General features: G+C 64.7%; 17 protein-coding genes. 14 read left to right on the top strand and 3 right to left on the bottom strand.

The features are described from left to right. The 4 genes from O9320_02815 to O9320_02800 are packed head-to-tail and all read left to right on the top strand — an operon-like array spanning position 1 to position 2,376. On the top strand, positions 1-738 hold the full coding sequence (locus tag O9320_02815) for an AzlC family ABC transporter permease (protein ID MCZ8309756.1): 738 nt from the start codon (positions 1-3) through the stop codon (positions 736-738). After that, entirely contained in the window at positions 735-1,070 is a 336-nt protein-coding gene (locus tag O9320_02810; GenBank protein ID MCZ8309755.1) for an AzlD domain-containing protein, read from the top strand. Before O9320_02815 ends, O9320_02810 begins: the two co-directional genes overlap by 4 nt. Before the next feature lie 38 nt (positions 1,071-1,108). Beyond that, positions 1,109-1,411, top strand: coding sequence for a hypothetical protein (locus O9320_02805; protein ID MCZ8309754.1), 303 nt, complete (start codon positions 1,109-1,111; stop codon positions 1,409-1,411). Between the two features lie 2 nt (positions 1,412-1,413). Continuing rightward, complete coding sequence (locus O9320_02800; protein MCZ8309753.1) at positions 1,414-2,376, top strand: methyltransferase domain-containing protein; 963 nt, start codon at positions 1,414-1,416, stop codon at positions 2,374-2,376. Positions 2,377-2,381: 5 nt separating this feature from the next. Here O9320_02800 and O9320_02795 read toward each other — a convergent pair whose 3' ends face one another. Further along, positions 2,382-2,975: a DedA family protein gene (locus O9320_02795; protein MCZ8309752.1), complete on the bottom strand. Its 594-nt coding sequence runs from the start codon at positions 2,973-2,975 to the stop codon at positions 2,382-2,384. A gap of 230 nt (positions 2,976-3,205) precedes the next feature. Here O9320_02795 and ykgO point away from each other — a divergent pair, with 230 nt between their 5' ends. From ykgO to glcF, 4 genes are all read left to right on the top strand, one after another. Then, positions 3,206-3,331: a type B 50S ribosomal protein L36 gene (ykgO, locus tag O9320_02790; protein ID MCZ8309751.1), complete on the top strand. Its 126-nt coding sequence runs from the start codon at positions 3,206-3,208 to the stop codon at positions 3,329-3,331. A gap of 142 nt (positions 3,332-3,473) precedes the next feature. Continuing rightward, positions 3,474-4,955, top strand: coding sequence for an FAD-binding protein (locus O9320_02785; GenBank protein MCZ8309750.1), 1,482 nt, complete (start codon positions 3,474-3,476; stop codon positions 4,953-4,955). Positions 4,956-4,970: 15 nt separating this feature from the next. Then, a complete protein-coding gene (locus O9320_02780; GenBank protein ID MCZ8309749.1) occupies positions 4,971-6,176 on the top strand; it encodes an FAD-binding protein in 1,206 nt (401 codons plus the stop codon). A gap of 11 nt (positions 6,177-6,187) precedes the next feature. After that, positions 6,188-7,489 (top strand): glycolate oxidase subunit GlcF, encoded by a 1,302-nt coding sequence (gene glcF / locus O9320_02775; protein MCZ8309748.1) that lies wholly within the window; start codon positions 6,188-6,190, stop codon positions 7,487-7,489. On the opposite strand, the gene O9320_02770 is transcribed toward glcF, so the two are convergent. Beyond that, positions 7,478-8,035 (bottom strand): TetR/AcrR family transcriptional regulator, encoded by a 558-nt coding sequence (locus O9320_02770; GenBank protein MCZ8309747.1) that lies wholly within the window; start codon positions 8,033-8,035, stop codon positions 7,478-7,480. The two genes, glcF and O9320_02770, sit on opposite strands and share 12 nt — an antisense overlap. A gap of 197 nt (positions 8,036-8,232) precedes the next feature. On the opposite strand from O9320_02770, the gene carA reads away from it, so the two are divergent. The 6 genes from carA (at position 8,233) to O9320_02740 (ending at position 15,991) form a co-directional block, all read left to right on the top strand. Then, positions 8,233-9,402 (top strand): glutamine-hydrolyzing carbamoyl-phosphate synthase small subunit, encoded by a 1,170-nt coding sequence (gene carA / locus O9320_02765; GenBank protein ID MCZ8309746.1) that lies wholly within the window; start codon positions 8,233-8,235, stop codon positions 9,400-9,402. 3 nt (positions 9,403-9,405) lie between these two features. Further along, positions 9,406-12,657, top strand: a complete 3,252-nt coding sequence (gene carB / locus O9320_02760; protein ID MCZ8309745.1) for a carbamoyl-phosphate synthase large subunit — start codon at positions 9,406-9,408, stop codon at positions 12,655-12,657. A gap of 153 nt (positions 12,658-12,810) precedes the next feature. Continuing rightward, positions 12,811-13,284, top strand: a complete 474-nt coding sequence (gene greA / locus O9320_02755) for a transcription elongation factor GreA (protein MCZ8309744.1) — start codon at positions 12,811-12,813, stop codon at positions 13,282-13,284. Between the two features lie 152 nt (positions 13,285-13,436). Then, positions 13,437-14,345 carry a rhodanese-like domain-containing protein gene (locus tag O9320_02750; protein MCZ8309743.1) on the top strand — a complete coding sequence of 303 codons (909 nt, stop codon included), beginning with the start codon at positions 13,437-13,439 and terminating at the stop codon, positions 14,343-14,345. A 27-nt stretch (positions 14,346-14,372) separates the two neighbouring features. Further along, entirely contained in the window at positions 14,373-15,677 is a 1,305-nt protein-coding gene (gene chrA, locus O9320_02745; GenBank protein MCZ8309742.1) for a chromate efflux transporter, read from the top strand. Next, on the top strand, positions 15,674-15,991 hold the full coding sequence (locus O9320_02740; protein MCZ8309741.1) for an RNHCP domain-containing protein: 318 nt from the start codon (positions 15,674-15,676) through the stop codon (positions 15,989-15,991). Before chrA ends, O9320_02740 begins: the two co-directional genes overlap by 4 nt. On the opposite strand, the gene O9320_02735 is transcribed toward O9320_02740, so the two are convergent. Further along, on the bottom strand, positions 15,984-17,390 hold the full coding sequence (locus O9320_02735) for a sodium:proton antiporter (protein MCZ8309740.1): 1,407 nt from the start codon (positions 17,388-17,390) through the stop codon (positions 15,984-15,986). The genes O9320_02740 and O9320_02735 overlap by 8 nt on opposite strands. Positions 17,391-17,394: the final 4 nt, after the last annotated feature.

Below are 17,394 nucleotides of genomic sequence, written 5' to 3'. Positions count from 1 at the left end.
GTGAGGGACGACATCACGCCGCCCGAACTTGGGCCGCGCGGCGCTTTGTTTGCGGGCGTACGCGCGGCGGCGTTGGCGCCGGCCCTTGTGCTCGGAGCCTCGTATGTCGGCTTCGGCTCGCTTGTGGGTGCGCACGAACTCAGCCTCGAATTCGCCCTGTTCAACACGCTGACGGCCTGGGCCTTGCCGGGGCAGGTGGTGCTGGTCGAGCTTTACCTCGCTGGATCCGGCGTGCTTGCGATCATGCTGGCGGTCGGGCTTGCCAATATGCGCTTGGCGCCGATGACGGTTGCGATGATGCCGCTGGTGGCAGCCCCTGGCCGGCCGGCGTGGCGGCTCTACGCGTCGGCGTTTTTTGTGGCCGTCACGTGCTGGGCAATGACGATGGCGCAAGCGCCGAACATGGCGCGAAGCGACCGTTTGAGCTGGTTCATCGGCTGCTCGCTCGTGCTGTGGTCGGCCTCGCTTGTCGGCACGGTCGTGGGGTTCTATGCGGCGGCCGAGTTGCCGGTGTCGCTCACGCTCGCCCTGGTGTTTTTGAATCCGGTCTATTTCCTGCTGCTGTTTTTGCAGAGCACGCAGGGCGCCCGCGACGCCACGCGGCTTGTCGCATTGCTGACGGGGGGGGCGCTGTGCGTGCCCGCCCATCTCTACAGCCCCGAATGGAGCCTGCTGATCGCGGGTCTTGGCGGCGGCACGCTCGCAGCACTCTACCGCTATGCGATGGTGCGCCGATGAGTGCGGAACTCGGGCTCTACGGGGCGGCGGTGGCGGCCGCAGCGGCGACGTATTTCTGGCGCGGCTTCGGCGTGGCGGTCGGCGGCAGGCTCGATCCCAACGGGCTGCTGTTCGAATGGTTCGCCGCCGTCGCCTACGCGATTCTGGCGGCCTTGGTCGTACGGCTCGTCGTGTTTCCGTCTGGCGAACTGCGCGAGATCGCACTCGTGGTGCGTTTGGGCGCATGTGCAGCGGCGCTCGGCACGTATGTTCTGTTCGGGCGCAGCCTGTTCGCGGGCTGTTTTGCCGCCGCCGCCGTTATCGCGGCGGCGGCCAGCGGCGTGCTAAGCTAGGCGCTATGCGTCGTTTCTTTCTGTCTATCGTTTTGTGCATGGCAGCTGCGGCGGCGGTCGCGCAGACCCCGCCGTCCGACGGTCCGTCGTGCAAAGCGTCGGGCTTCGAGCGCGCGACCGTCAACAAGGTCACCGACCGGCTGCTCGACATGGGCTTCGTCGGTTTCGAAAAGATGACCTTGGTCGAAGGCTGCTACCGCGTCGAGGCGCGCAACCCTGCGGGCGACGTGGTGCTGCTGACGTTCGACGAGGCGGGCGAGCTCATTGCACTTGGCTTGGGCACGGGCGGTGCGCGCCCGCGTTTCGCACCGCCGCGCGACGGCATTCGCGAAGTCGATTGACGATGGCCGATCCGCCCAAAAAGGAGTCGGGCAAGATCCTGAAGCCCGAATTGCGCGCGCGCCTTCATGCCTGGTGGGAAGGCTACGAATACGACAAGCCGGCGGCGGCAGGGCAGCAGGCCGAACCGGTTTCCGCACAAGAGGCGGCACACCCCGATCCGATCAAGCCGCCAATGACCGGCAAGGTCGTGGTCAAAGACCAGTGGTCGCGCGAACGCATCAAGGTAGCCCAACTCGTGTGGGGCGACGGTTTCACGTTTCCGGGTGCCGTCGATTTCGTGCTGAAGCTGGCGGTCCCGCTGACGCTGGCCCGCGACGCGATCGGCCTCGATCTCGGCTGCGGGCTCGGGGGCGGCACGCGTGCGCTTGCGCAAGCAAGCGGGGCATGGATGGAAGGCTACGATCTGTCGCTCGAGCTTGCGCAGAACGGGGCTGCCCTGTCGCGTGCCGCCGGCCTCGAGAGCAAAGCCCCGATCGGCTTTCTCGACGTGGCCGAAGGCAGCTTCAAGCCCAAACGCTACGACGGCGTGCTCGTACGCAACGTTTTCTCGCTGATTTCGGACAAGCCCAAGCTGCTCACGCGCCTCGCCCACGGCATGAAGCCGGGCGCCAAGCTCGTCGTCTTCGATTGGGCGATCGCGCGCGAAGACGCGCACGGGGCGGCCCTCGACGCTTATCGTCTTGGCGAGGCGACGGCCCCGCGCCTTTCGACGCAAGCGCAGTTCGCCGCCCAGATCGAGGCGGCTGGCCTCGCGATTGCCGCCAACGAGGATTTTACGGCCGCGTTCCGCGCCGAACTCCTCGTCGGCTGGGCGCAGATCGACCGGCTCGTTTCGCGCGGCCAGCTCGAAGCGCTTGAAGGCGAGGCTTTGATGGGCGAGGCCAAATTGTGGGCGCGGCGCTTGGCGGCGATGGACAGCGGCGACCTGCGCGTCGTGCGGATCGTGGCCGCCAAAAAGGCCTAGCGTTTCTAGGGCGCCGGCGGAATTCCGGCTTCGGCCGCTTTCAGCGCTTCGGTCGTCTTCTTGTTTTTGCGGTGCATGTAGATCGCGTAGCCGATCAGGCTGCCGAACACGCACAAGACGCCGATCTTGATCGGCAGAGCGGCTTCCGTGAACACTACGCCGAACAGATAGCCCGCTCCGGCGAAAGTCGTGGCCCACACGCCGGCGGCGATAAAATTCAGCAGCATGAAGCGCGGCCAGTAGATGCCGCTCATGCCGCAGGCAAACGAGCTGAAATTGCGCACGAGATAGATGAAGCGGAAACTCAGGATGAAGCCGGTATTGTATTTCTTGAGCCACAGGATGGCGAGATCCGTGCCGGGCTTGATGCGCGGAAAGCGCGCGACCAGCCGATCGCCGTAGCGCCGACCGAGCCAGAAATAGAGATTGTCACCGAGAAAACTGCCGACCCAAGCGCAGGCGATCAGATAGTCGAGCCGCAGAATGCCGAGCTGGGCCGCGACACCGGCGAAAATCACGAAAGTTTCGCCTTCGAAGAAGGTCCAAACGAACGTGATCAGGTAGAACCACTCGCCGTGACTTTCGATCCACTCGATCATCGACTTCTTCTGGTCGCCGGGTTGGGGAAGCACCGGTTCTTCGGCAACGCCGGGCGGCATCCTAGGGGCGGGGATGCCGCCTGTCTATCGGTCCCGTTCCTGTATTCACTTTTTTATCAAAGGGTTTTGGGCGGGTTGACAGGCGGCGCATACCCCCCTATGTTCCGCGCTCTTTCGGGGCCGGGAAAACCGGCTCGGACGCGCAACTTTATCGCTGGAACAGACGTGCCATGAAGGTCGTAAACTCCCTGAAGTCGGCCAAGAAGCGCGACAAGGACTGCAAGATCGTCCGTCGCAAGGGCCGCGTCTATGTGATCAACAAGAAGAACCCGCGCTTCAAGGCCCGCCAGGGCTGACCAAGTCGCGCGCGCGTCTTTTTCTGTATCGCGGAAAAATCCCGCGTCGGTCCGCCCGGCGCGGGTTTTCTTTTGACTGCCCGGCGGCTCCCTCTTCTATAGTCGGTTAAACGACGTCCCTGGGAGACCGCCAATGCCGACGATGCCGGTACCCGATGCCGCGATTCTGGCGCGCCGCAGCCAGATCGTGGCCGATCTGCGCACGATCGTGCCCGGCGAGGGCGTCATCGACGCCGAAGAAGAGCGCCGCGCCTACGAGTGCGACGGGCTCAACATCTACCGCGCATTGCCGATGGTCGTGGTCCTGCCCTCGAATGTGGGCCAAGTCGCGGCCGTCATGAAATACTGCCAAGCCAACGGCATCAAGATCGTGCCGCGCGGGGCTGGAACCGGCCTTTCAGGCGGGGCCTTGCCGCTCGAAGACGGCATTTTGCTCGGCATGGCGAAGTTCAACAAGGTGCTCGATATCGATTTCGCCAATCGCTGTGCGCGCGTGCAGCCGGGGGTCACCAATCTCGGCATCACCCAGGCCGTGCAGCATGCAGGCTTCTACTACGCGCCGGATCCGTCGTCGCAGATCGCCTGCACGATCGGCGGCAACGTCGCCGAAAACTCGGGCGGCGTGCATTGCCTCAAATACGGCCTCACCACGAACAACGTGCTTGGGCTCGAGATGGTGACGATGGCGGGCGAGGTGATCCGGCTCGGCGGCAAGCATCTCGATGCGGGCGGCTACGATCTCCTTGGCATTGTGGTGGGCTCGGAAGGGCTATTGGGCGTCGTTACCGAAGTGACCGTGCGCCTGCTGCGCAAGCCCGAGACCGCGCGCGCAGTACTCGTGGGCTTCCCCTCGCTCGAAGACGGCGGCAATTGTGTGGCGCAGATCATCGCCGAGGGCATTGTGCCCGGCGGCATCGAGATGATGGACAAACCCGCGATCCATGCGGCCGAGGCCTTCGTGAACGCCGGCTACCCGCTCGACGTCGAAAGCCTGCTCATCGTCGAACTTGACGGGCCGCAGGCGGAAGTCGACGAGCTCATCGCGAACGTGGAGCGTATCGCGCGCGAGAACAACGCCGTCACGAGCCGCATTTCCGAATCGGAGGAGGAGCGCATGCGCTTCTGGGCCGGGCGCAAGGCGGCGTTCCCGGCGGTGGGGCGCATCAGCCCCGACTATATCTGCATGGACGGCACCATCCCGCGCAAACGCCTAGCCGACGTGCTGCGCGGCATTTCCGACATTGCCGCCAAGCACGGCGTGGGTGTCGCCAACGTGTTCCATGCGGGCGACGGCAATCTGCATCCGCTCATTCTGTTCGACGCCAACAAGGACGGCGAGTTGTTGGCGGCCGAAGCGTGCGGGGCCGATATTCTGCGCCTGTGCGTGGCGGCGGGCGGCGTGTTGACCGGCGAACATGGCGTTGGCATCGAGAAGCGCGACCTCATGCCCGCGATGTTCGACGAAGACGATCTCGCCACGCAGATGCGCCTCAAATGCGCGTTCGACGCCGACGGGCTGCTCAATCCGGGCAAAGTATTCCCGCAGTTGCATCGTTGCGCCGAGATGGGCCGCATGCGCGTGCACAAGGGCCAAGTGCCGTTCCCCGATCTGCCGCGATTCTGACGGCTGTATCCGCCAATGGATTTCAAACCGACAAACGCCAAACAGCTGCAAGAGTGCGTCGCCTACGCGGCCGCCGAAGGCGAGACGCTGCGCGTGCAGGGTCTCGGCACCAAGGTATCGCTCGGCCGGCCGACGAAGGCCGCGCGCACGCTCGATTTGTCCGCACTCGCGGGCGACGTCGAATACGAGCCCGAAGAGCTCGTGCTGACCTGCAACGCCGCCACCAAGATGCGCGACATTCTGCTGCTGCTCGAACAGCGCGCGCAAATGTTGGCCTTCGAGCCGCCGGATCTGGGTGCGCTCTACGGGATCGCGGAGGCCGACAGCGGCAGCATCGGCGGCGCTTTGGCCGCCAATCTCGGCGGGCCGCGGCGCATCAAGATGGGCGCGGCGCGCGACCATTTCTTGGGATTCTCGGGCGTGTCGGGGCGCGGCGAGGAATTCAAGGCCGGGTCCAAAGTCGTAAAAAACGTGACCGGCTACGATCTGCCGAAGATCGTGGCAGGTTCGATGGGCACGCTTGCCGTTCTCGACCGCGTCACGGTCAAAGTGATGCCAGCCGGTGCCAAGACGCGCAACGTGCTCGTCTTCGGCCTCGATCCCGCCAAGGCCGTCGCTGCGATGGCCGACGCGCTCAACAGCCCGTGGGAAGTGTCGGGGGCCGCCTATCTGCCCAAGCGTGCGGCAGCACGCTCGAGTGTGGACCATGTGGCGCAGGCAAGTGCGAGCGTGACCGCCATCCGCGTCGAGGGTACGGCCGTTTCGGTTGCGGCCCGCTGCGAAGCCTTGTGCCGTAACTTGGGCGCGTTCGGACCTGTCGAAGAACTGCATACGATGCGCAGCCTCAAACTCTGGCGCGAGATCCGCGACGTCGCTTCCCTGCTGCCCGACCGCAACGCCGCCATTTGGCGTGTGTCGGTCGCCCCCACGCATGGACCCGCCGTTGCGGCGGCCGCACCCGACGCGGATTGGTTCTGCGATTGGGGTGGGGGCCTCGTGTGGCTGGCCGTGCCCGCCTCGGGCGATGCGCACGCCGCCGCCATTCGTGCAAGCTTTTCGGAAGGCCACGCGACCTTGATGCGCGCGCCCGATGCGTTGCGCTTGGCCGTGCCCGTGTTCGAGCCGCCGTCGGCGGGTGTGGCCGCCCTCAATCGCGGCGTCAAAGCCCAGTTCGACCCCAAGGGCATCCTCAATCCCGGCCGCCTGTCGGAAGCCTACTGAGAGCGCCCCAGATGCAAACCAATTTCACCCTCGCGCAGTTGGCCGATCCCGACATGAAGGCGTCGGAAGCCATCTTGCGCAAATGCGTGCATTGCGGCTTCTGCACCGCGACGTGCCCGACCTATACGCTGCTCGGCGACGAGCTCGACAGTCCGCGCGGCCGCATCTATCTGATCAAGGACATGCTCGAGAAGAACCGGCCGGCCGATGCGCGCACGGTCAAGCACGTGGACCGGTGCCTCTCGTGCCTTTCTTGCATGACGACGTGCCCGTCGGGCGTGAACTACATGCATCTCGTCGACCATGCGCGCGCGCATATCGAGGCGACCTATGTGCGGCCGTGGCACGAGCGGCTGCTGCGTCGTGTGCTGGCGTCAATCCTGCCGCATCCCCAGCGTTTTCGCGTGGCGCTTGTCGGGGCGTTGCTTGCGCGGCCTTTGAAGGGACTGCTGCCGCAGACCGGGCCGCTCGCACGCCTGCGCGCAATGTTGGAAATGGCGCCGACCGCGATTCCGTCGCCGTCGCAGATCGGCGACGCGCGGATTTTCCCAGCGCAAGGCGAAACAAAAATGCGCGTAGCCCTGCTGCAAGGCTGCGCCCAGCAAGTGCTGGCCCCGCAGATCAACGAAGCAACCGTGCGCGTGCTCACAAGGCTTGGCTGCGAGGTCGCGATCGCCCCCGGCTCGGGCTGCTGCGGGGCGCTCACGCACCACATGGGCAATGTCGATGCGAGCCACGCTTCGGCGGCGGCCAATATCCGCGCCTGGATGGGAATGTGGAGCGGGCGCGGCCCCGACGCGATCGTCGTCAACGCGTCGGGCTGCGGAACTACGGTCAAGGATTACGGCTTCATGTTCCGCGAAGACGCGCAGTTGAAGGCAATGGCCGAGGCCGTCTCAAGCCGGGCGCGCGACATTTCGGAAGTTCTGCGCGATTTGAAGCCGGCGGCAAAGGCGCCCGAGGCGCTTGTCGTCGCCTACCATTCCGCCTGCTCGCTGCAGCATGGGCAGAAGCTGGGTTCGGTCCCGCGCAAGCTGCTCGCCGATGCCGGATTTGCGATGCGCGATCCGGCCGAGGGGCATCTGTGCTGCGGCTCGGCCGGCACCTACAATCTGATGCAGCCCGAAATCGCCAAGCAATTGCAGGCGCGCAAAGTTGCTAATCTTGCGGCCACGGGTGCGAGCCTCGTCGCGGCCGGCAATATCGGCTGCATGGCGCAGATCGCAGCGGCCGCCGACATGCCGGTCGTGCACACGGTCGAGCTTATGGATTGGGCGACCGGCGGGCCGAAGCCAGCCGCGTTAGGCGCATAGCCGCGCTTCGAGCCGTGCCACGGCACCTGCAAAGACGCGCCCGTCTTCGGCCGCACGCGCCAGAATGATCGCGCCCTGCACGCAGGCGACCGCATCGAACGCTTCGGTGCGCGCGGCAGCCGCACCGCGGCCCGCAAGCACGAGCACGCGCGCCAACGCTTCGATCCATTGCTGGAAATGCGCGCGCAACGGGGCCGCAAACAGCGTTTGCGTTTCGTCGGCCGCGAAAAGTGCGAAGGCGCAGATCTGCGTTCCACCCTTGTGATGCGCCTCGAGCGCACGGCACATTTCGCGAATGGCAACGCGCGGCGGGCCTGGATGGCGCAGCGGCCCAAGGATTTCGCGCGCGAACCACGCGGCCGTTTCGTCGAGCACGGCTTGCGCCATCTCGGGCTTACCGCCTGGGAAGAAATGGTAGAGGCTGCCTTTGCCCAAACCCGTTGCCGTCGCGATCGCGGCAAGCGACGTGCCCTCGTAGCCGCGCCGACGGAAGAGCTGGGCGAGCTTTGGCAGCAAATCGGCGCGTTCGGCAATTTGTTTTACCATTTGGTACAGACTTATCCAAACAGTCCACAAAACGCCAGTGATTCGCGCGGGCGGAAGCATGGCGCTAGGCGACCATGCGCCGAAAAATGTCGTTGAATCAGGGTTTTGGGCTGTGGAAAAGCGGCGATTGACCGGCTGGCGGCGATTTGCGTAGACGGCTCGCATTGCGCGCCCACCGCCGTTCGAGGAGATCGCCGATGCCCAACCGCAAATCGAGCCCGCCGCCTGGTGCAACTGCCGCTTTGGCGCTGGCCGACGGCACGATCTTCTGGGGCAAGGGGCTCGGGGCCGCCGCGAAGAAGACCGGCGAGGTGTGCTTCAACACTTCGATCACCGGCTACCAAGAAATTCTGACCGATCCATCCTATGCGGGCCAGATCGTGACCTTCACGTTCCCGCATGTCGGCAATGTCGGGACCAACCCCGAAGACATCGAAACTTTGGTGCCGGCCGCGCGCGGGCTCGTGCTGCGCGAAGACATCACCGCTCCGTCGAATTTCCGTTCGACGCAAACGCTTGATGCATGGCTGAAGGCGAGCGGCATCCCCGGCATTTGCGGCGTGGATACGCGCGCCCTCACGCGCCATATCCGCGATGCGGGTGCGCCCAACGGCACGCTCATTCATCGCCCCGACGGCAAGATCGACGCGAGTGCCTTGGTCGAAGAGGCCGCCGCATGGCCGGGCCTCGAAGGCATGGATCTCGCCAAGGAAGTGACCGCGCGCCAAAGCTACGCCTGGGACGAAACCGTGTGGGCGCTCGGCAAAGGCTACGGCAAATTGGGGAAACCCAAGTTCCACGTCGTCGCGCTCGACTACGGGGCCAAGCGCAACATCCTGCGCTGCTTGGCGCAAGCCGGCTGCAAAGTGACGGTGCTGCCCGCCCAAGCCACCGCCGAAGACGTGTTGCGCCACAAGCCGGACGGCGTGTTCCTGTCGAACGGCCCCGGCGATCCGGCGGCGACGGGTGTGTACGCCGTGCCGACGATCAAGGCGCTGCTCGACAAGCGTATTCCCATCTTTGGCATCTGCTTGGGCCATCAATTGCTGGCCCTTGCTTTGGGTGCGAAGACCACAAAACTCGCGCGCGGCCATCGCGGGGCCAATCATCCGGTCAAAGATCTCGAAACCGGCAAGGTCGAGATCACGAGCCAGAATCACGGCTTTGCGGTGCTGCCCGAAACGCTGCCCGCATTGGCCAAGGTTACGCACGTGTCGCTATTCGACCAGACCAACGAAGGCTTGCGCTGCCTCGACCGCCCGGCCTTCTCGGTGCAGTACCACCCCGAAGCCAGCCCCGGCCCGCAAGACGCGCATTATCTGTTCGCGCGCTTCACGGCATTGATGACCAACTCGAAGGCGGCCTGACACATGCCCAAGCGCACCGACATCAAATCCATTCTCATCATCGGGGCCGGGCCCATCGTGATCGGGCAGGCGTGCGAGTTCGACTATTCGGGCACGCAAGCCTGTCGCGCCCTCAAGGAAGAGGGCTACCGCATCGTGCTGGTCAATTCGAACCCGGCCACGATCATGACCGATCCGTCGCTGGCGGACGCCACTTACGTCGAGCCGATCGTGCCCGACATCGTCGAGAAGATCATCGCCAAGGAACGGCCCGATGCGCTGCTGCCCACGATGGGCGGGCAGACCGCGCTCAACGTCGCGATGGCGCTCGCGGATTCAGGCGTACTCGAAAAATACGGCGTCGAGCTCATCGGCGCCAATCGCGACGCGATCGACAAGGCCGAGGACCGGCTGCGCTTTCGCGACGCGATGTCGAAGATCGGCCTGGAAAGTCCCAAATCCGTGCTCGTCAAAAGCATGGACGACGCCAAGGCCGCCCTTGAAGCGGTGGGCCTGCCCGCCATCATCCGCCCGTCTTTCACGATGGGCGGCACGGGCGGCGGCATTGCCTACAACGTGGACGAATACGAGCAGATCGTGTTCGGCGCGTTGCGCGCAAGCCCCGTCGGTTCGACGCTTGTCGAAGAAAGCGTGCTGGGCTGGAAAGAATACGAGATGGAGGTCGTGCGCGACCGCAACGACAATTGCATCATCGTGTGCTCGATCGAAAACATCGACCCGATGGGCATCCATACCGGCGACAGCGTGACGGTGGCCCCCGCTCTGACGCTGACGGACAAAGAATTCCAGATCATGCGCAACGCCTCGATCGCGACGTTGCGCGAGATCGGCGTCGACACCGGCGGCTCGAACGTGCAGTTCGCGGTCGATCCCAAGACCGGGCGAATGGTCGTGATCGAGATGAATCCGCGCGTGTCGCGCTCGTCCGCCCTCGCTTCGAAGGCAACGGGTTTTCCCATCGCCAAGATCGCGGCCAAACTCGCGGTTGGCTACACGCTCGACGAACTCAAGAACGACATTACGGGTGTCACGCCCGCCGCCTTCGAGCCGACCATCGACTACGTCGTGGTCAAGATGCCGCGCTTCACGTTCGAGAAGTTTCCGGGCACGCCGCAATTGCTGTCGACCTCGATGAAGTCGGTCGGCGAGGCGATGGCGATCGGCCGCAATTTCAAGGAAGCGCTGCAGAAGGCGCTGCGCTCGATGGAGACGGGCTTCAGCGGGCTCGACGAGATCGACATCCCCGACGACGATGCGGGCAAGATCCGCGAGGCGATCGTGGCGGCCCTCGCACGGCCCTCGCCCGACCGCTTGCTTGTGATCGCGCAGGCGCTGCGCTTCGGCTTCAATGTCGAAGACATCTGCCGCATTTCGAGCTTCGATCCGTGGTTCGTGCGCCAGGTCGAAGAGCTGGTCGCCGAAGAAGCCGCGATCAAAACCGCCGGCCTGCCCAAGGACGCCGCCGGTTGGACGCGGCTCAAGCAGATGGGCTTCGGCGACGCGAAGCTCGCCCAGCTTGCGCGCAAAAGCGAAGCGGAAGTGACGGCAGCCCGCCGCGCGCAAGGCGTCGTGCCTGTGTTCAAGCGCATCGACACCTGTGCGGCCGAATTTGCGAGCCTCACGCCCTATCTTTATTCGAGCTACGAAACGCCCGCATTCGGTGCGGCGCAGAGCGAAGACGACGCCACCGACCGCACCAAAGTCGTGATCCTGGGCGGCGGGCCCAACCGCATCGGCCAGGGGATCGAGTTCGACTATTGCTGCGTGCACGCGGTCTATGCACTGCGCGAGGCGGGCTTCGAGACGATCATGGTCAACTGCAATCCCGAGACCGTCTCGACCGACTACGACACGGCCGACCGGCTCTATTTCGAGCCGCTGACACCCGAGACCGTGATCGAGATCGTGCGGCGCGAGCAGAGCAACGGCAAGGTGCTCGGCGTGATCTGCCAGTTCGGCGGCCAGACGCCGCTGCGCCTCGCCGATGCGTTGGCCGAAGCCGGCATTCCGATCCTGGGTACCACGCCCGACGCGATCGATCTGGCCGAAGATCGCCAGCGTTTCGCGAAGCTCTTGTCGCAGCTCGGGCTCGAGCAGCCCGCCTCGGGCACGGCATTTTCGGCCGTCGAAGCGGAAGCGGAAGCAGCACGCATCGGCTATCCCGTGTTGCTGCGCCCGAGCTACGTGCTCGGCGGGCGCGCGATGAAGATCGTGCATTCGGTCGACCAGCTGCGCAGCTTCATCGCCGAAGCGGTGCGCGTTTCGGGCAAAAACCCGGTACTGATCGACAGCTATCTGCAGGACGCGATCGAGGTCGACGTCGATGCGGTGGCCGATGCCGAGACCGTGCACGTGGCGGGCATCATGGAGCATATCGAAGAGGCGGGCATCCATTCGGGCGACAGTGCGTGCTCGCTGCCGCCCTATTCGCTGCCCAAGAAAATTCTCGACGCGATCGAGCGCCAGACGGCGGCCCTGGCGCGCGGGCTTGGCGTGGTCGGGCTCATGAACGTGCAGTTCGCGGTCAAAGAGGGGCGCGTCTACGTGCTTGAGGTCAATCCCCGCGCCTCGCGCACGGTGCCGTTTGTGGCCAAGGCGACGGGCGTTGCGATCGCCAAAATCGCCGCGCGCGTGATGGCGGGCGAGAGCCTTGCAAGCTTCAAGCTCAAGAAGCGCAAGCTCGACCATGTCGCGGTCAAAGAAGCCGTGTTTCCGTTCGCCCGCTTCCCCGGCTCCGACACGATCTTGGGGCCGGAGATGAAATCGACCGGCGAGGTAATGGGCATCGATGCCGATTTCGGCCACGCCTTTGCCAAGGCGCAGATCGGCGCCTCGCAGAAGCTCCCCACCGCCGGCACGTTGTTCGTGTCGGTGCGCGATGCCGATAAAAAGGCGATCCTCGCACCGGTGCGAAAATTGGTCGCACTCGGTTTCGGCGTGATGGCGACCGGGGGAACGGCCGTGTTCCTGCGCAAAAACGGGATCGACGTCGTCCACGTGAACAAGGTACTCGAAGGCCGTCCGCATATCGTGGACGCCATCAAATCGAACAAAGTTCACCTTGTGTTCAATACGACCGACGGCGCGCAGGCTGTTGCTGACTCGTTCAGCCTACGCCATGCCGCCTTGATGGGCGGGATTGCCTACTATACGACCTTGGCAGGGGCGCGCGCGGCCGGCGAGGCGATCTCGGCACTCCGCGCCGGCAGTCTTGAAGTTGCGCCGCTGCAAGCGTACTTTAAAGGGGCCTTCTGACGGCGATCCCCTCACCAGCGGGTCTTGCGCGACGGCCGGTCATGGAAGACCGCCCGCGATGGACCAGCGTTGATGGCTCGCTTTGGGCGGCTGGCGTCGATGCAAAATCGGCGACGCAAAAACAGGAAGCGTTAGGGCACGGATCGGCAAGCAATGGACAAGATTCCGATGACGCGCGAGGGCTACGAACGCCTCGAAGCGGAACTTAAGAACCTCAAAACCGTCGAGCGTCCGGCCGTCATTCGCGCCATCGCCGAAGCCCGCGACCACGGCGATCTTTCGGAAAACGCCGAATACCATGCCGCGCGCGAACGCCAATCCTTCATCGAAGGGCGCATCGGCGAGCTCGAGGACAAGGTGAGCCGCGGCGAGATCATCGACGTGGCGTCGCTCTCGGGCAAACACATCAAGTTCGGCGCCAAGGTCACGCTGGCCGACATCGACACGAACGAAGAGGCCACCTACCAGATCGTCGGTGCCGACGAAGCCGACGTCGAGAAGGGCCGCATCTCGATCACCTCGCCTCTGTCGCGCGCCCTCATCAACAAGCAGGCCGGCGACACGGTCGAAGTGACCACGCCGCGCGGCAGCAAGGCCTATGAAATCATGAAGGTCCGCTTCAAGTAAGCGAGACTTGCATTGCCGCGGCTTTTGCGCGTATATCCCGAATTACGCGGGGCCGTCGGCAGTCGCCCCGAGTTTTCCAAGACGATCCGCTCGTCCAAGCGCTGCCTTTTGAGCGAGCCTGCAAAGCAGGTTCGGCTTGAGAGGAGATGGACATGCGTTATCTGAAGCCCTTGGCCGCCAAGCCCGAATCCTATCCGGGGTTCAGCGAAAAACTCGTCGCCAGCCATTACGCCAACAACTATGCGGGCGCCGTAAAGCGGCTGAACGCGATCTCCGCACGGCTCAAGGCACTCGATCCGGCTGCGCCTGGATTCGAGTGGAACGGCCTCAAGCATCACGAGCTCATTGCCTACAATTCGATGGTGCTGCACGAGATCTATTTCGAGGCGCTGGCACCGGCGACACCGGTGCCCAACGATCTTGGTGCGGCAATCGCGCGCGATTTCGGGTCTTTCGAAGAATGGCACACACGTTTTGCGGCCTGCGCCAAAGCGTTGGCGGGTGGTTCGGGCTGGGTCGTGCTGGCGCGCGAAAATCGCGACGGGCGCCTCGTGATCCAATGGGGAGCCGACCATGCGATGGGGTTTGCGGGTGCGACACCGCTGCTCGCCCTCGACATGTACGAGCATGCCTACCATCTCGACTACGGTGCTGATGCCGGGCGCTATGTCGATGCGTTCATGGCGACGATCGATTGGACGCGGGCGGCGATGCGCTGGCGCGACAGTATGCCGTCCGCTGCCCTGCATGCCGTGGCGATCGAAGCGCTCGACGGGTTCGATGGCGTATTTGTCGATGCCAGGCGCGGGCCGGCTTTTGTGGCGGCATCCGACATTCTTCCCGGTGCGATGCGCATCGACCCGGCCGAGCCGGACGGCGCCAAAGCGGGCCTGCCGAAGGGGCGCAAACTCGTGGTTTATTGCGTCTACGGATTCTCCTTCAGCCAGGACACGGCTGCCGCCTTGCGCGCGCAAGGCTACGATGCCGACTATCTCGACACCGGCATCGTCGGTTGGCGCGCGATGGGCAAGCCCGTGACCGCTAAAGACGCAACACGCTAGAAACGATTTCATTCCACAGGAGCGCATATGCCCGACGCTTCCGCCCCCGCTTTCGGCGACCGGCCGAGCTACCGCACCGCACTCGCCTATTGGTTCAAGCTCGGCTGCCTGTCCTTCGGCGGTCCTGCGGGCCAGATCGCGATGATGCAGCACGATCTCGTCGACAAGCAGCGCTGGATCGGCCAGCGCAGCTTCTTGCGCGGGCTTTCCTTCGCCACGCTGCTGCCGGGCCCCGAGGCGCAGCAGCTTGCAACTTATATCGGCTGGCGCCTGCACGGTACGTGGGGCGGGGTTGCGGCGGGAACGCTGTTCGTGCTGCCGGGTGCCTTGTGCATGCTCGTACTTTCCTACATTGCGGCCGTGCACGGCGAGACGGGCGCGGTGGGTGCGATTTTCGACGGGCTCAAACCCGTCGTCGTTGCCGTCGTGCTGCACGCGGTCTGGCGCATCGGCAAGAAGGCGCTGCAGACCTGGCAAGCGGCGGCGCTTGCCGTCGCAGCCTTCGTGGCCATCCATTTTCTCGACATCGGTTTTCCGTGGGTGGTTGCTGCAGCGGCTTTGGTGGGCGTGCTGTCAGCGCGCGGGGATGCGACCTCGCCCTTTGCGGCCGGCGGGCACGCGAGCGCGGCGGGCGGCGACGTGCCGGACGATGTGTTGCTGCCGGCACGGCCGATGTTGCGTTTCACGGGGCTCTGTGCGGTGTTCGCCGTGCTGTGGGCGATCCCGGTCGTGGGCGTGTTGTTCATGATGGGAGCGAAGCCATTTGCCGACGTGGCGGCGCTGTTCACAAAAGCGGCGTTCGTCACGTTCGGCGGTGCCTATGCCGTGCTGCCTTATGTCGCGGACGCGGCAGTCAATCTCTATGGCTGGCTCACGCCCGCCGACATGCTGAACGGTTTGGCACTCGCCGAAACCACGCCCGGGCCGCTCATTCTGGTGCTGCAATATGTCGGGTTCTTCGCGGGCTGGAACGCCGGTGCGGCCGACCCGTTGACGACCGCGGCCGCTGCGGCGCTGTTAACCACTTACGTCACCTTCCTGCCGAGCTTTTTGTTCATTCTCGCAGGTGCCCCTTACGTCGAGGGCCTGCACGAGAACAAGGCCGCTTCGGCCGCCTTGGGGGCAATCACCGCCGCGGTCGTGGGCGTGATTCTCAATCTCGGCGTGTTTCTGGGCCAGGCCGTATTCTGGCCCGCAAGCGGTATCGATCACGTCGCGATTGCGGTGGCGGTCGTGGCGCTTGTTCTGCTTGTGCGCGTCGGCCTTGCGATCCATTGGCTGGTGATCGCAGGCGCCGCCTTCGGCCTTGCGCGCTATTTGTCGGGGCTATGAGCAAACGCTTCCAACGCCGCATCGAGGATTTTGCGTGCGGCCATTGCGGCATGCATGTGGTCGGCGACGGCTACACCAACCATTGCCCGCATTGCCTGTGGTCGCGCCATGTCGACGTCAATCCGGGCGACCGGGCGGCCGAATGCGGCGGGGCGATGCGGCCTGTCGCGGTCGAGCCCGCGCGCGGCGGCTGGACCTTGACGCATACCTGCGAGACCTGCGGCACCGAGCGGCGCTGCAAGAGTGCCGCTGCCGACGACCGCGACGCGCTGCTCGCCGTGGCGCGCGCGGCCGCCCAAGCGCGCGTCAGATGAAGAAGAGCCAGGTCGTCAGCGCAAAACACGGGATCAGGAACACGAACGCCCAGCCCATGTAGCCGAAGAAACTCGGCATGCGCACGCCCGCTTCTTCGGCCACGGCCTTGACCATGAAATTGGGCGCGTTGCCGATATACGAATTCGCCCCCATGAACACGGCCCCGGCCGAGATCGCGGCAAGCGTGGCCGCGAGTGGCCCCATTAACGTCTCGGGGTCGCCGCCTGCGAGATTGAAAAACACGAGATAGGTCGGCGCATTGTCGAGGAAGCTCGACAGGATGCCAGTCATCCAGAAATACATCGCAACATTGGGCGTGCCGTCGGGCCTTGTCACGAGATGCACGAGGCCCGCAAAGGCACCGTCCGTGCCTGCGCGCAGCATCGCGATGACCGGCACGATGGTCACGAAGATGCCGAAGAACAGCTTGGCGACCTCGAGGATCGGCCCCCAGCTGAAGCCGTTGTCGTCGCGCACCTGCTTCGAGGTTGCCGCGACCGACACGGCTGCCAAGCTCAGCAGCAGCACATCGCGCACCAGTCCTTCGAGCGTCAGCGCCACGCCGAGAACTTTGAATGCGACGCCCGATTTCCAAGCCCCCGACAGCAGCACGGCACCGACCACGCCGCCCAGCAGCAGCAGATTGAGGCGCCCTTCCAGGCGCAGCTTCGTGTCCGGCGTGGGATCGGGCTTGGGCGGCAGATGCGTGTCGAAGCGGTAGTAGTAGCTGTCGACGAAATAGAACGCGACGAGCAGCAGCACGGTCACCGTCAGCATCGGCAAGAACAGGTGCACGGTCGGCCAGAAAAAATCGACACCCTTGAGGAAACCCAGGAACAGCGGCGGATCGCCGAGCGGGGTGAGGCTGCCGCCGACATTGGCGACGAGGAAGATGAAAAACACGAAAACATGCGCGTTGTGGCGGCGATTGTCGTTGGCGCGCAGCATCGGCCGGATCATCAGCATGGCGGCACCCGTGGTGCCGGTGAAGCTCGCAATCACCGTGCCGATGGCAAGCATGCCCGTATTCGTGGCCGCACTGCCGTGGATGTTGCCGCGCAGCAGCACGCCGCCGGCTACCGTGAACAGCGTGCCGATCAGTATGATGAACGGAATGTACTCGCCAAGCAGCACATGCGCGGTCGTCTCCGCGACTGTGTCGAGATCGGCGATTGCGGCGAAGGGCAGCAGGAATGCCAGCGCCCAGCCGAGCGCGATTTTGCCGTAATGATGGTGCCAAAGCTGCGGGGCAGCGAGCGGCAAGATCGCGATCGAGAGCAGAATGCCGACGAACGGCACGGCCCAGACGATGCCGAGTTTCGAGCCGTCGAGGCCTTCGGCGGCGAGGGCAGGTGTGGCAATCAGAAGGAACGCAACGGCTAATCCAGCAACGCGCATCGAC

It is taken from the genome of Magnetospirillum sp., assembly GCA_027532905.1.
Taxonomy (GTDB): domain Bacteria; phylum Pseudomonadota; class Alphaproteobacteria; order CACIAM-22H2; family CACIAM-22H2; genus Tagaea.
Note: the sequence above shows the minus strand (reverse complement) of the source record. Positions and strands in the feature narration are given on the sequence as shown.